The sequence below is a fragment of the Mycobacterium sp. ACS1612 genome (genome assembly GCF_001667505.1).
In the GTDB taxonomy this organism is placed as follows: Bacteria; Actinomycetota; Actinomycetes; order Mycobacteriales; family Mycobacteriaceae; genus Mycobacterium.
Window position 1 is genome coordinate 1 of sequence record NZ_LZHZ01000022.1, and the last position, 14,197, is coordinate 14,197.

Sequence of the window (14,197 nt, forward strand, 5' to 3'; positions counted from 1 at the left end):
GCGCGGCACGGGCGGCGAGGGCGGCTCCTCGACCGGCAAGAGCGGCGGCAGCGGCTCCGACGGCGCGGACGGCTGACGCCTCAACACCTCAACGCAAGTCGGGGCCCCCCCCACTGGGGGGGGGGCGCCTTCTCGTTACGTCATATCCGGGAAGGCCGGCAGCACATACCGCGCGAAAAGCCGCATCTGGTCGAGCATTTCGTCGACGGTGTTCGCGACAAACAGCGTCGCGAAGAAGCCGTCCAGGCCGGCCTCCGCGAACGCAGCGACCTTGGCGCACACGTCGTCGGGCGTGCCGATCAGGTTGTCGGCCAGGTACTTGTCCAAATCGATCCCCTTCATCATGGTGTCCTTCAACGACCTGCGGAAAAGATCGAAGGTGGATCGCTGCAGCCGGTCGCGCGCCTCATCAGCCGTATCGGCAATGCAGACCACCGATTGCAGACCGATCGTCACCGCCGCCGGATCACGGCCCGCCGCGCGGGCATACGCCGCCACCTTGTCGCGGCCCGCGGCGATCTCCGCGGGACCGATCTTCGCCGGCAGCCAGCCCTGGCAGCGCTCGCCTGCCCGCGCAAGCGCACCCTTGCCGTTACCGCCGGAGAATATCGGCAGGGGATCCTGCACCGGCTTCGGATACGACTCGACGTCGACGAAACGGCGGTACTTGCCTTCGTAGGTGGATCGCGGCCGCTCGAACAGGATCCGCAACGACTCGATGCCCTCGGCCATCAGGTCGACGCGCGACGCGTCGGCGAGATCCGGCGCGACGCTTTCGAATTCGTCGCGGTATCCGCCGGCGGCGACGGCCAGCGTGACACGACCGCCGCTGATGTGGTCCAGCGTGGCGACCTGCTTGGCCAGCAGCACCGGCTCGCGCATCGGCAGCACCAGAATGCCCGTGCCCAGTCGCACCACAGACGTCTTGGCCGCAATGGTGGCCAGCATCATCAGCGGTTCGAAGTAGTCGGGGGGCTGCGGCCATGCGTCCCGGACGAACCGCTGGGTGCTCAGGTGATCGTTGCCCGATACCTCGTGATAGCCGAGTTGCTCGGCCTCGACGGCGATCCGGACCACTTCGTCTGCGGTCGCGAACGGCACCGGGTATGCCATCCCGGCCAGGCATGTGGGGACGTCGACTCCGAACTTCATGCGGCAACCATGACGGGTGCACGCCCCTGCCGAATCTGTCAGATGACTGTATTGGCGGACAGGTCGAGCGAAGCCAGTTCGTGTCTGCCCGCGACGCCGAGTTTCGGGAACGCCTTGTACAGGTGGTAGCCGGCGGTGCGCGGGCTGATGAACAACTGCGCCCCGATGTCCCGGTTGGACAAACCGGCCGCGGCAAGACGCACGACCTGCAGTTCCTGCGGGGTCAGTTGGGCGCCGCGGGGTTCCCCCTGCGCAGAGACGGTCTCGCCGGTCGCACGCAGTTCGGCACGCGCGCGCTCGGCCCACGACCGCGCACCGATCCGGTCGAACACCCGCAACGCACCGCGCAGTGGTTCGCGCGACTCCGACCGTCGCCGCATGCGTCGTAGCCACTCCCCGTAGAGCAGTTCGCAGCGAGCCTTGGTCATCGGCCGGTTGATGCCGTCATAGAGCCGAATCGCCGCCCGATAGTGCGCTTCTGCTTCGTCGTCGGGACCGAGCAGGGCGCGACAGCGGTGCACGTTGGCCTGGACGACGGGGCTGTCGCGATGGGTCGCCCACGCCAGGTAGGCCGTCATCGTCTCCGCCGCACGTTCGGGCTGCCCGCTGCGCGCCGAGGCCTCGGCCCACTCCGGCGGCGACAGATAGGCAAACGTGGGATGCCGACGCAGCTGTGGGGGCAGCGACGCCAGCCGCTCTAGCGCCGCCGAATACCGTCCGTATCCGAGTTCGAGCACCGCCAGCGCGAGCACCGCCAACCCGACGCTGGACGAATGCCGTTCCGCACCAACGTGTATCGCTTCACTCGCCAATGCGACGCAGGTCTGCTCGTCGCCGGTCATCGCGGTGATCCTCGCGACCACCCCGCGTAGGTTCGCCGCAGAATGCAATTGGCCGGTGTCCTCTGCGATCTGCACGCCCTCGTTCGCGGCACGCAACGCCTCACGGAGCCGGCCGCTGACCAACGCCGCCTGTGCGTGCTGCAACAAGATGTGCGGCAATCCACCGATCAGCCCACGCGCGCGCGCTTCGACCAGCATTCGTTCGGTCTGCGCCAACGCCTCGTCGGCGTCACCGATCACCATCAGCAGAAACGCGTGGTGGACGGCCAGATTGCCGACCGTCATTCCCAGCTGTTCGGGCTGAATCGCGCGCACCGCGGGTGGCAGCGGCGGAATCTGGTCGTCCGGCTCGCCGGACTGCAACCGGGCAAGGATCGCGCTGGCCGCCAGCATCGGCCGCAGCGGATGGTCGGCGGTCAGTGGCACCGCGTCGATCAGTTGAGCGGCACGGCGGAGTTGCGGTGCGGCATCGGCGAAATAGGCCATCCGGACCACCTCGATCAGCATCCGGGCAGCCTCTTGCGCATCACAGCCATACACCGTCTCGGCACCCGCTAGCACCATCTCTGACGCGTGCCGGGGTGTGCCGCGTTCGAACTCCAATCGGGCCCTGACCCAGGCCAGCTTCGCCAACGCCTTTATATCTTCGGTCAGTGCGGACGCCTCGTGCGCTAGGGCAGCGGCGCGGGGTAGCTGGCCAGAGTCGCGCGCGCTCATCGCGGCGGCGGTCAGTCGGTCGCCGCGCACAAGCCGATCCGCGGTCAGCTGCGCCGCCCGCTCGTGCGCGGCGGCGCTGGCCGCGTAGCCGCCGCGCCGGTCGGCCCGCAGCGCGGCGGCTTCCATCGCATCCGCGGCCTCGTCGTCGAATCCTTCCGCCGCGGCGGCGAGGTGCCAGGCGCGCCGATCATCGTGGTCGCCCAGCGCATCGGCGAGCGCACGATGCACCGCAACGCGATCGGCGGCAGGCGCGCGCTGATAGACCGCCGAACGGATCAACGGGTGCCTGAATGCGACGACATCGTCACCGACGCGGACCAGCCGGCGGCGCTCGGCAGATTCGAAGTCCTTGAGCCCAAGTCCTATCCGAGTTCCCGCAGCAAGTACTGAGCCGAGCTCACCGGTCCCCTCCGCAGCCGCCAACAACAGGGCCAACCTGGTGGTCGGCGGCAACCGGTCGACCTGCGAACCGAATGAGTCGAGCACCCGATGCGCGGCCATCGGTGGTGCGGCCGGGGTGGGCTCCCCGGCGCGTGCGGCGGTAGCAAACTCGATGAGCGCCAACGGGTTTCCGCGCGCCTCGGCGATCAATCGGTCGCGCGTCTGCGGCATGAGGTCCGCTGCGTGCTCAGCGACCAGCCCCGCGGCGGCCGAGTCATCGATGCCGCCGACCGCCATCATCGGCAGCCCGCGCAAGTCCGTCGTCGTATGCTCATGCACCGCGAACAACACGACCACGCCTTCCTCGCCCAGCCGCCGGCCCGCGAAGAGCAGCGCCTCCCGCGATTCGCGATCCACCCACTGGGCGTCGTCGATCAGACACAGCAGCGGACGTTCCGCCGCGGCCTCGGAGAGCAGCGTCAGGGTGGCCAACCCGGTCAAGAAGCGGTCGGTGCCGGGACTGTCGAACAACCCGAACGCGGACCGCAAGGCCGTCGCCTGCGATGGCGGTAACACGTCCACTCGGGGCAGCAAGTCGCGCAGCAGCACGTGTAGCGCCGCGAACGGCAGTTCGAACTCGGATTCGACTCCGGCACATCGCAATACCAGGAAGTCCTCGGCTTCCGAAGCGGCATGTTCCAGGAGGGCGGTCTTGCCGCTGCCCGTCTCGCCTGCGAGCACCAGCATCGAACTGTGCCCGACGCGGGCAGCGGCGAGCAGTTCCTGAATCTGGCCCAGCTCCGCCGCCCGTCCGTGCAGCACGAAACCAAGCTACAGCGGCGACGCGCCGCGCAGGTGTTCGAAGATCAGCGACGTCTGGGTGCCGGCCACGTCGGCGTCGGCGTTGAGGTTCTCCACCACGAACGCGCGCAGATCGTCGGTGTCACGCGCCGCGACATGCAGGATGAAGTCGTCCGCCCCGGCCAGGAAGTACACGCCCATCACCTGCGGCCGGGTCCTGATGTGCTGAATGAAGTTGCGGATCTTCCCGCGGGCGTTGGACTGCAGGCTGACGGAGATCATCGCCTGCAGCGTCAACCCGAGCGCAGCCGGATCGATATCGGCGTAGAAGCCGCGGATCACGCCCAACTCCTGGAGCCGGCGCACCCTGCCGTGGCAGGTCGAGGCGGCGATGCCCACGGACTCGGCGAGCGCACTGTTCGACATCCGTGCATCGGCGTGCAGGGCGGTCAGAATGCGCCGGTCGACGTCGTCGATCTCCACTGGCCGAACATCCTTCGACGACCGGGCCGGCGGGCGCACAGTTTTCGACGATCCTTCTGGCATGACGCGATCATATCGAATTGTCATCGGAGTTATTGCCATCCCACCGAAACTTCTTCACACTTTACCTAGCCAACTGGACTTTTAGGAGCCGTCATGCGCGTCGGAATCCCGACCGAGATCAAAAACAACGAATACCGCGTCGCCATCACCCCGGCGGGCGTCGCCGAGCTGGTTCACCGCGGTCACGAGGTGATCGTCCAGTCGGGTGCCGGCGAAGGCTCTGCCATCACCGACGCGGACTTCAAGCGCGCGGGTGCGCAGCTGATCAACACCGCGGACCAGGTCTGGGAAGAGGCCGAACTGCTGCTCAAGGTCAAGGAGCCGATCGAGGCCGAATACTCGCGTCTGCGCAAGGGCCAGACACTGTTCACTTACCTGCATCTCGCGGCGTCCAAGCCGTGCACCGATGCACTGCTCGCGTCCGGCACCACGTCGATCGCCTACGAGACCGTGCAGACCGCCGATGGGGCGCTGCCCCTGCTGGCTCCGATGAGCGAGGTCGCCGGGCGGCTCTCGGCACAGGTCGGTGCGTACCACCTGATGCGCAGCCACGGCGGTCGCGGCGTGCTGATGGGCGGTGTCCCGGGTGTGGCCCCCGCCGAGGTCGTCGTCATCGGCGGCGGCGTGGCCGGATACAACGCGGCCCGCATCGCCAAGGGCATGGGCGCGCACGTGACCGTGTTCGACCTCAACATCAACACACTGCGCAAGATCGACAACGAGAACAGCGGCGCCATCGAGACCCGCTACTCGTCGATGCTCGACCTAGAGGATGCGGTCAAGAAGGCCGACCTGGTGATCGGTGCGGTGCTGGTGCCGGGCGCCAAGGCGCCCAAGCTGGTGACGAATTCGACTGTCGCGCATATGAAGCCGGGCGCGGTGTTGGTCGACATCGCCATCGACCAGGGCGGCTGCTTCGAGGACTCGCGGCCCACCACCCACGACGACCCGACGTTCGCCGTGCATGACACGCTGTTCTACTGCGTGGCCAACATGCCGGGTGCGGTGCCCCGCACGTCGACCTACGCGCTGACCAACGCGACGATGCCGTTCGTGCTGAAGCTGGCCGACAAGGGTTGGCAGGCGGCGTGCAAGGCCGACCCGTCGCTGGCCAAGGGCCTGTCCACGCACGACGGCGCGCTGCTCTCCGAGCAGGTGGCAACCGATCTCGACCTTCCGTTCATCGACCCCGCAGGCGTGCTGGCCTGATCTTCTCCACCCCCCGCGAACCCGGGCGCCGCAATCAGCGGTGCCCGGGTTTGTCATTGTGGCCACCCGGGCGCCTCCAGCAAATCAACGACCGCGCCGACAGCAACGCCCGTCGCCCGGATCTCCGCCGCGTGCGCTATCCATCAAACGAAGCATAGCCACCCCCGCGCCCTGCTGTCCCCGCCACGTCACTGGCCTCGGCTTCACAGCTTGGGACCAATTGCTCTATATTTGCTGTCATCGATAGTGCAAGACTCGACACGAGCAGAGACGAGTAGTGCTCTACCCGTGTGGACTGGGGCTTCAAGGCATAGGCTCTCAGTACATTCGGACAGCACCGAAGGGTAAAGTCCGACTACAGAGAAGATGCAGCGGTATCAGCGGGTAACGCGAACGCCACTGAGCCGGAGGTAACAGAAGGCCGGTCGCCCGACCACGAGGGGTTGTCGGGCGGCTCGGTCACTAACCGGCGCATGTTGCTCGTTTCGAAAGCCTGTGCACGAGCTGTACCGCTGCCCCATGTCTATGCCGAATAACGGCCCGGGCCCCACAACAAAGTCGGGAGGCCCCTTCTCAGAGTTCGCGAAGCGGCCCACCCGTCTGCGCAGGCAACTGATTAGACCGGCTGACGGCTATCTCTGAGCTGCTGTTTGGCAACAGCGTCAAAATTGCGGCGGTGCCGCTAGATGTCGTCGACGCTGACGATGCCGTCCTGGATGGCACGGGCCACCAGCGCGGCCTTGGTGGTGGCAGGCCTCCCCACGGCCGCGTACTTGGCCCGCACGCGCTGCAGATGCGTTCGGACGGTGGTCGGCGCGATCTGCAACTGGCGCGCAACCAGATCCTTGCTCTCGGTGCGGAACCAGGCGACGAGCACTTCCTTCTCCCGTGGCGCGAGATTCGCACGGCCGACGGTGCTGTCGTTGATCATCGCCAGCGCCATCCTGGGACCCACGTAGGGGGTGTCCGTTCCGGCGGCCCGTATCGCGTCGATCAGATGTTCCTTGCTCTCCGCCTTCGTCAGGTAGGTGACCGCGCCGCGGTCCAACGCCGTCAGGATCACTTCGTCAGTTGCGAAGTGCGAGTAGACGATTACCCGATGCCGACGCGAAACGATGCGATCGAGCGCGGAGAAGTCCACGCCGTCGCGGTGTTTCTGCAGTTCGAGCACGACTGGGCCGACCGCGGGGGCGGACGGGTGCTCGGCGAGGAATTGGTCAGCCGAAAAGTAGTTACCCGCGAACGGAATCGACGGCTGTGCCTGATGGCACCACAGTTGGACTGCGGCGTGGATGGCGTCGTGTTCGTCGATCACCGCTACCGCGGCCGTGCCATTGTGCGGTATCGAGCGCGGTGCTTGACGGCTGTCCATCTCGCGGTGGATCGCAAATGTTTCGATGGCCAACGTGTATCGCTCCCCCCGTTTGCCCGGTCGATAGCGGGCAGGACCCGACTGCCTCGCAAAAAGGTATTGCAGAAGGGGCGGCGGAGGAATCAGGTGTTTCCCTCGAACTTGCGGCCTATGCAAGCAGTTCGGGTATCAGCAGCGCGGTGACCTCGCCGATCATTGGCCGCAAACTCGCGGCGTGCGGGTCGCTGAGCTGCGATCGCGTCATCACCGCGAGTAGCAGTTGACCTTCGGGACCGTAGGCGACGCCGACGTCGTTGGCCGTGCCGTAGTCCCCGCTGCCGGTCTTGTCGGCACTGGTCCACCCCTGGGGCAGGCCCGCCCGCATGCTCGACGTCTCGTTTGCCCGCATCCAGTCCTCGAGTTGTTGTCGTTGCGCCGGAGCGAGCGCGTCACCGGTCAGCAGGGCGCGATATCCGCCGCCCAGCGCTTCGGGCGTGCTGGTGTCGCGGGGGTCGCCGGGGACCGCGGAGTTCAGTTCGGTCTCCCAGCGGTCCAGCCGCGAGCCCTGGTCGCCGATGCTGCGCGCGAAGGCTGTGACGGCGGGCGGGCCACCGATGGTGTTCAGCAACAGGTTGCCCGCGGTGTTGTCGCTGACCTGTAGTGCGGCCTGGCACAGCTCGTCGAGAGTCATGTTGCCGCCTGCCCTCGGCTCGGTCCGCGGGGAGTTGGCGACCACGCCTGCCGGGTCGACGAACACCTGCTGATCCAGCGTCAGCTGACCTTGTTCGACCATCTGCAGCACCCGCCCCGCGGCGTAGGCCTTGAAGGTGGAGCACATGGCGAACGGCTGCTGGCCGCGGTGCGAGAACGACCGGCCGCCGCCGAGGTCGACGGCGAACACGCCGATATAGGCGTTGTGGCGTCGCTCCAGCGCCGCGATCCGATCCGCGACCGGCGGCTGGGCCAGCGCGCTCTTCGGCGTCGACGCGGCTGCGGCCGCGAGTGCCAGTCCACCGAGCAGCGCCGAGCGCCGCGACAGTCCGGTCATCAGGCCCAGGCTACCGGTCAGCCCGCGATGATCCGAAGCGGCTGCGGCAGAGACCGTTTCGACCGGTGCGGGCCCAGGACTGCGGCACCGAAAGGACGCGAGAGCAGTTGGTGCGCGACGGCGTTGACCTCTTCCAAGGTGACGGCGTCGATTTTGTTGAGCGTTTGCGCGATGCTGCGGTGTTCGCCGTAGTTGAGTTCGCTGCGGCCGATCCGGTTCATCCGCGAACCCGAATCCTCGAGGCCGAGCACCAGGCCGCCGCGCATGGAGCCCTTGGCTATTCGGCATTCCGACTCGGTGATGCCGTCGCGCGCAACCTGTTCGAGCACCTCGGTGGTCACCCGGACCACTTCGTCGAACCGCTCGGGTTGACATCCGGCGTAGATCGACAACGCCCCGCTGTCGGAGAACGTGTCGACGGTCGAGTACACCGAGTATGCCAGCCCGCGCATCTCCCGGATCTCTTGGAACAGACGCGAACTCAGGCCACCGCCCAGTGCGGTGTTCAGCACCGACAGCGCCCACCGGTGATCCCAGTGTCTGCCCGGGGTGCGTACTCCGAGCGAGAGGTGGGTCTGCTCGGCGTCGCGATTGGCCAACCGCAGTGTCGGTTTCCCGGTGACCCGACCGGCGCCCTTGCGCGGTGGCACCGGTCGGCGCCCGCGAATCATGCTGGGCCCGAAGTGTTCCCGCGTCAGCGCCACGACCTCGTCGTGGTCGACATTGCCTGCCACCGCGACCACCATCCGTTCCGGGGTGTAGCGGCGGACATGGAACGAATGCAGCTGCGCGCGTGTCATCGCCGAGATCGACTCGACGCTGCCGATCACCGGACGGCCGACCGGGTGGTCAGTGAACATCGCGGACAGGAACAGGTCGCCGAGGGTGTCCTCGGGGTCGTCGTCGCGCATCGCGATTTCCTCGAGCACGACGTCGCGTTCGACCTCGACGTCCTCGGCCGCACACTGGCCGCGCAGCACCACGTCGGCGACCATGTCGATGGCCAAGGCCAGGTCGGTGTCGAGCACGTGGGCGTAGTAGCAGGTGTGCTCCCTGGCGGTGAACGCGTTCAGTTCACCGCCGACCGCGTCCACCGCCTGGGCGATGTCGACGGCTGTGCGATTATGGGTTCCCTTGAACAGCAAGTGTTCGAGGAAGTGTGCGGCGCCGGCCACCGTGCGGCCCTCGTCGCGCGATCCGACGCCCACCCACACACCGACCGATGCCGAACGCACCGCGGGAATGAACTCTGTGACAACTCGCAGGCCACCGGGCAATGTGCTGCGGCGCACGACGTTCGACGATTTGTCGGCGCCGGCGCCGCGATGCAGTGCCCGGGACCTAGCTGCTGGCGGTCGCGGCATCGGCGGGCGCGTCCGCGGGTGCCTCGGCGGCGGTGTCCGCGGCATCTGCTGCAGTGTCCGCTGTCTCTTCTTCGGCGACCAGCACCAGTGAGATCTTGCCGCGGTTGTCGATGTCGGCGATCTCCACGCGCAGCTTGTCGCCCACCTTGACGACGTCCTCGACCTTGGCGATGCGCTTGCCCTTGCCGAGCTTGGAGATGTGCACCAGCCCGTCACGTCCCGGCAGCAGTGACACGAAGGCGCCGAAATCGGTTGTCTTGACCACGGTTCCGAGGAACCGCTCGCCGATCTTGGGCAGCTGAGGATTGGCGATGGCGTTGATCTTGTCGATCGCGGCCTGCGCGGACAACCCGTCGGACGCGCCGACGAACACCGTGCCGTCGTCCTCGATGGAGATCTGCGCGCCGGTCTCCTCGGTGATCGAGTTGATCATCTTGCCCTTGGGGCCGATCACCTCGCCGATCTTGTCCACCGGCACCTTGATGGTGGTGATGCGCGGCGCGTGCGGGCTCATCTCGTCGGGGGTGTCGATGGCCTCGGCCATCACCTCGAGGATGGTCAGCCGGGCGTCCTTGGCCTGGCTCAGCGCGCCGGCCAGCACCTGCGACGGGATGCCGTCGAGCTTGGTGTCCAACTGCAGCGCGGTGACGAAGTCCTTGGTGCCCGCGACCTTGAAGTCCATGTCGCCGAACGCGTCCTCGGCGCCGAGGATGTCGGTCAACGCGACGAACCGGCGCTCAACTTTATTGCCCTCGGCTGCTTCAATTTCTATGTCATCGGAGACCAGGCCCATCGCGATGCCCGCGACCGGGGCCTTCAACGGCACACCGGCGTTCAGCAGCGCCAGCGTGGACGCACAGACCGAACCCATCGACGTAGAACCGTTGGAGCCCAACGCTTCCGACACCTGCCGGATGGCATACGGGAACTCCTCGATGCTGGGCAGCACCGGCACCAGCGCTCGCTCGGCCAGCGCGCCGTGGCCGATCTCGCGGCGCTTGGGCGAACCGACGCGACCGGTCTCACCGGTCGAATACGGCGGGAAGTTGTAGTGGTGCATGTAGCGCTTGCTGGTTTCCGGCCCCAGCGAGTCGATCTGCTGGGCCATCTTCATCATGTCGAGGGTGGTGATGCCCAGGATCTGGGTCTCGCCGCGCTCGAACAGCGCGCTGCCGTGCGCCCGCGGCACCACGGCCACCTCGGCGGAGAGCGCGCGGATATCGGTGATCCCGCGACCGTCGATACGGAAGTGGTCGGTCAGGATCCGTTGGCGCACAAGCTTTTTGGTCAGCGACCTGAAGGCAGCGCCGATCTCCTTCTCACGGCCCGCGAACTGCTCGGCCAGCCGCTCGAGCACCTCGGCCTTGATCTCGTCGGTCCGGTCGTTGCGCTCGTTCTTGCCCGCGATGGTCAGCGCCTCTGACAAGGCGTCGGTCGCGACCGAGGCGACGGAGTAGTAGACGTCTTCGGTGTAGTCGGGGAAGACCGGGTACTCGCCGGTGGGCTTGGCGGCGCGATCGGCCAGCTCCTGCTGGGCGGCGCACAGCGCCTTGATGAATGGCTTGGCGGCCTCGAGGCCCTCGGCGACAACGGATTCCGTCGGCGCCTGGGCGCCGCCGCCGACCAGCTCCACGACGTTCTCGGTGGCCTCAGCCTCGACCATCATGATCGCGACGTCACCGTCTTCCAGGACGCGGCCCGCGACCACCATGTCGAATACGGCCTTCTCGCCCTGCTCGACGGTCGGGAACGCGACCCAGGTGCCGTCGATCAGCGAAACACGCACGCCACCGATCGGACCCGAGAAGGGCAGACCGGCCAGCTGGGTGGACATCGACGCCGCGTTGATCGCGACCACGTCGTAGAGCTCGTGCGGATCCAGCGACAGCACAGTCACCACGACCTGGATCTCGTTGCGCAGGCCGTCGACGAACGACGGGCGCAGCGGCCGGTCGATCAGCCGGCAGGTCAGGATCGCGTCGGTGGAGGGCCTGCCCTCACGACGGAAGAACGAGCCGGGGATGCGCCCGGCGGCGTACATGCGCTCCTCCACGTCGACGGTCAACGGGAAGAAGTCGAAGTGGTCCTTGGGATTCTTGCTGGCGGTGGTCGCCGACAGCAGCATGGTCTCGTCGTCGAGATAGGCAACGGCTGAGCCTGCGGCCTGCTGGGCGAGTCGCCCGGTCTCGAAGCGGATGGTGCGGGTGCCGAAGCTCCCGTTGTCGATCACGGCGGTGGATTCGTACACGCCGTCTTCAATTTCGACTACAGACATGGTTGTCCGTATGGCCTCTCTTGGTTCAGTGTTGTCACTGTTCAGCTGTTTTCGCGTCCTCACAGCGTCTGAACCACCGGCCTCGATGCGGCTACGGCCATCGATCGAAGCTGTCGGGATTGGCACCCGGCAGCCACTACCGAAGACCGCGCGATCAGGGCGGGTCCCGATATGAGACGCGGGAACGATACCCGCGGATATGCGAGAACCGACCCAGTGTTCGAGCCGAACCGGCTGGCGAACGAAGCCATCCTACCTTGTCGCAGGTACGCGGCCGAAACCGCGCGTTCACGGGCGGCGTCCCCAGCCGCCGACCACGGTCGGCATCGTGATCACCGCGTTGGCATCGCTCAAGGCATCGCCGAGCCGTTGCCCAAGCGTGTCGAGCTCCATCTCTTCTTCGGTCGTGATGCCGGAGCCGACGATCGCGCGTTTCATCGCGCGTGCCACCCCCGCCACGTACTCAGCGCCCTGCCGGTTGGTCGGCGAAGAGTAGGACTGCAGTCCGAGCGTGCCGATGTCCTGGTAACCCGCCTGGTGGAAGAGCACAGGAAACCGCATTCCGATACAGACGTCGGCCTGGGCGTACCGGAAGCCGGCCATCAGCCACTGCCTGGTGCGGCTGTACAGCTCGACCTCGGGCAGTGCGCGCAGCCCGCCCGCGTCGTAGTCCACGGCGACGAATACGCCGCCGGTGCGAAGGTTGCGCATCTGATGGGCCAGCACGTCGACGGCGTCGGGCAGGTGCATCAGCAAGAGCCGGCACACCACGGCGTCAAACGGTTTGTCGTCGACGAAGATGCGCGCGTCGCCCTCGCGAAATTCGACATTCTCCAGGCCTGCGCGGTCGCGACGCTGCAGGGCCGCGGCCAGTTGAGCAGGGTCCTGCTCGACTCCCACCACGGAGCCTTCGGGGCCGACGAGCTCGGCCACCTGGAACGCGACGTCGCCTGGGCCGCTGCCGAGGTCCAGGACGCGCATGCCGGCCCGAATGCCGCCGCGCTGTAAGAGGAAAGCCGTCGGTTCGGCGAGGATTGCGGCCTGCGCCTGGAGCCGTGCAATCTCGGATTCGTCGCTGCCTAGAACGTATGCGGGTTTGGTCACATGGCCTTCAACGCCGGACCCCGCCTAATTAGTCAGCGGCTGAATCGATTCGCCGCTCAGCGGCGCAGGCCGAGCCGGTCGATCAGCGACCGGTAGCGCTCGACGTCCACCTGGGCGACGTACTTCAGCAGCCGGCGGCGGCGGCCGACGAGCAGCAGCAGGCCGCGTCGTGAGTGGTGGTCGTGCTTGTGCACCTTCAGGTGCTCGGTCAGGTCGGAGATGCGTTTGGTCAGCAACGCGACCTGTGCCTCCGGCGAACCGGTGTCGGTGTCATGCAGGCCGTACTGGCCCAGAATGTCTTTTTTCTGTTCGGCAGTGAGCGCCACGAAATAACTCCATCAAATCGGTCCGCGACAATTTCTAGGGCGGGCCACCGCGAACTGCAGCACACGCCGGGTCGCAGGGCAGTCTAGCAGCGGGTCACGTCGCGGACAGAATCGTGCGGGCGTGCTCGGTGTCTTCGCCCATCGTCGCGACCAGATCCTCGACCCGCTCGAATTTCTCCTGGCCGCGGATCCGGGCGACGAAATCCACCGCGACATGCTGGCCGTAGAGGTCGGCGCTGGTGTCGAGGACGAACGCCTCCACGGTGCGGGTGCGCCCGGAGAACGTCGGGTTGGTGCCCACCGACACCGCGGCCTGATACCGCTCCCCCGGGATGACGCTGCCCGTGATGGGGCCGTGGCCCAGCACGGTGAACCAGGCGGCGTACACGCCGTCGGCGGGGATCGCCGAGTACATCGGCGGCGCCACGTTCGCGGTCGGGAAGCCCAGCACCTGACCACGGCCCTCGCCGCGGACCACCACACCCTCCACCCGGTGCGGCCGGCCGAGCGCCTCGGCGGCGGCCACCACGTCGCCGGCATCCACGCAGGACCGGATGTAGGTCGACGAGAACGTGATGTCCTCGTTCTGGTGGTGCTCGCTGACCAACGACATGCCCTGCACCGCGAACCCGAACCGCTCACCGGCCCTGCGCAGGGTGTCGACCTTGCCTGCGGCCTTCTTGCCGAACGTGAAGTTCTCCCCCACCACCACTTCGACCACATGCAGGTGCTCGACGAGCAACTCGTGGATGTAGCGGTCCGGGGTCAGTTTCATGAAATCGGTGGTGAACGGCATCACCAGGAACACGTCGATGCCCATTTCCTCGACCAGTTCGGCGCGCCGCGTCAGCGTGGTCAACTGCGCGGGATGGCTGCCGGGGAACACGACCTCCATCGGATGCGGATCGAAGGTCATCAGCACCGAAGGGACGCCGCGGGTGCGGCCGGCCTTTACGGCGTGATTGATCAATTCCTGATGCCCGCGATGTACACCGTCGAACACACCGATGGTGACCACGCATCGGCCCCAGTCCGGCGGGATGTCTTCCTGCCCCCGCCAGCGCTGCACAGCAGCTAGCCT

General features: G+C 67.0%; 11 protein-coding genes. 1 reads left to right on the forward strand and 10 read right to left on the reverse strand.

Annotated elements, in window-relative coordinates:
* Nucleotides 1-135 precede the first annotated feature (135 nt).
* From A5724_RS08575 to A5724_RS08585, 3 genes are read right to left on the reverse strand one after another with little or no spacing between them, the layout of a single operon-like run.
* Nucleotides 136-1,152, reverse strand: coding sequence for an LLM class flavin-dependent oxidoreductase (locus A5724_RS08575; RefSeq protein WP_067799289.1), 1,017 nt, complete (start codon nt 1,150-1,152; stop codon nt 136-138).
* A 38-nt stretch (nt 1,153-1,190) separates the two neighbouring features.
* Entirely contained in the window at nt 1,191-3,914 is a 2,724-nt protein-coding gene (locus A5724_RS08580) for a helix-turn-helix transcriptional regulator (protein WP_067799293.1), read from the reverse strand.
* A 9-nt stretch (nt 3,915-3,923) separates the two neighbouring features.
* Nucleotides 3,924-4,439, reverse strand: coding sequence for an Lrp/AsnC family transcriptional regulator (locus A5724_RS08585; protein ID WP_067799297.1), 516 nt, complete (start codon nt 4,437-4,439; stop codon nt 3,924-3,926).
* 93 nt (nt 4,440-4,532) lie between these two features.
* Here A5724_RS08585 and ald point away from each other — a divergent pair, with 93 nt between their 5' ends.
* Nucleotides 4,533-5,648 (forward strand): alanine dehydrogenase, encoded by a 1,116-nt coding sequence (ald, locus tag A5724_RS08590; protein ID WP_067799300.1) that lies wholly within the window; start codon nt 4,533-4,535, stop codon nt 5,646-5,648.
* A 682-nt stretch (nt 5,649-6,330) separates the two neighbouring features.
* On the opposite strand, the gene A5724_RS08595 is transcribed toward ald, so the two are convergent.
* The 7 genes from A5724_RS08595 to A5724_RS08625 all read right to left on the reverse strand — a co-directional run bounded on the left by A5724_RS08595 (nt 6,331) and on the right by A5724_RS08625 (nt 14,185).
* Nucleotides 6,331-7,020 (reverse strand): LuxR C-terminal-related transcriptional regulator, encoded by a 690-nt coding sequence (locus tag A5724_RS08595; RefSeq protein WP_067799791.1) that lies wholly within the window; start codon nt 7,018-7,020, stop codon nt 6,331-6,333.
* A gap of 148 nt (nt 7,021-7,168) precedes the next feature.
* The gene (gene bla / locus A5724_RS08600; RefSeq protein ID WP_067799303.1) at nt 7,169-8,047 is read right to left on the reverse strand and encodes a class A beta-lactamase; all 879 of its coding nucleotides are present in this window, start codon (nt 8,045-8,047) and stop codon (nt 7,169-7,171) included.
* Nucleotides 8,048-8,064: 17 nt separating this feature from the next.
* Nucleotides 8,065-9,411: a pitrilysin family protein gene (locus tag A5724_RS08605; RefSeq protein ID WP_082964938.1), complete on the reverse strand. Its 1,347-nt coding sequence runs from the start codon at nt 9,409-9,411 to the stop codon at nt 8,065-8,067.
* Nucleotides 9,389-11,686 (reverse strand): polyribonucleotide nucleotidyltransferase, encoded by a 2,298-nt coding sequence (locus A5724_RS08610; protein ID WP_067799306.1) that lies wholly within the window; start codon nt 11,684-11,686, stop codon nt 9,389-9,391. The genes A5724_RS08605 and A5724_RS08610 overlap by 23 nt, the downstream gene beginning before the upstream one ends.
* Before the next feature lie 288 nt (nt 11,687-11,974).
* Entirely contained in the window at nt 11,975-12,790 is an 816-nt protein-coding gene (locus tag A5724_RS08615) for a class I SAM-dependent methyltransferase (RefSeq protein ID WP_067799309.1), read from the reverse strand.
* 56 nt (nt 12,791-12,846) lie between these two features.
* Nucleotides 12,847-13,116 carry a 30S ribosomal protein S15 gene (rpsO, locus tag A5724_RS08620; protein WP_067799314.1) on the reverse strand — a complete coding sequence of 90 codons (270 nt, stop codon included), beginning with the start codon at nt 13,114-13,116 and terminating at the stop codon, nt 12,847-12,849.
* 94 nt (nt 13,117-13,210) lie between these two features.
* Entirely contained in the window at nt 13,211-14,185 is a 975-nt protein-coding gene (locus A5724_RS08625; protein ID WP_067799317.1) for a bifunctional riboflavin kinase/FAD synthetase, read from the reverse strand.
* Between the last annotated feature and the right edge of the window lie 12 nt (nt 14,186-14,197).

Coding starts and splice junctions, on each gene's coding strand:
- A5724_RS08595 (WP_067799791.1), bottom strand. CDS start 7,020: ATGGACAGCCGTCAAGCACCGCGCTCGATACCGCACAATGGCACGGCC.
- ald (WP_067799300.1), top strand. CDS start 4,533: ATGCGCGTCGGAATCCCGACCGAGATCAAAAACAACGAATACCGCGTC.
- bla (WP_067799303.1), bottom strand. CDS start 8,047: ATGACCGGACTGTCGCGGCGCTCGGCGCTGCTCGGTGGACTGGCACTC.
- A5724_RS08610 (WP_067799306.1), bottom strand. CDS start 11,686: ATGTCTGTAGTCGAAATTGAAGACGGCGTGTACGAATCCACCGCCGTG.
- A5724_RS08585 (WP_067799297.1), bottom strand. CDS start 4,439: ATGCCAGAAGGATCGTCGAAAACTGTGCGCCCGCCGGCCCGGTCGTCG.
- A5724_RS08605 (WP_082964938.1), bottom strand. CDS start 9,411: ATGCCGCGACCGCCAGCAGCTAGGTCCCGGGCACTGCATCGCGGCGCC.
- A5724_RS08575 (WP_067799289.1), bottom strand. CDS start 1,152: ATGAAGTTCGGAGTCGACGTCCCCACATGCCTGGCCGGGATGGCATAC.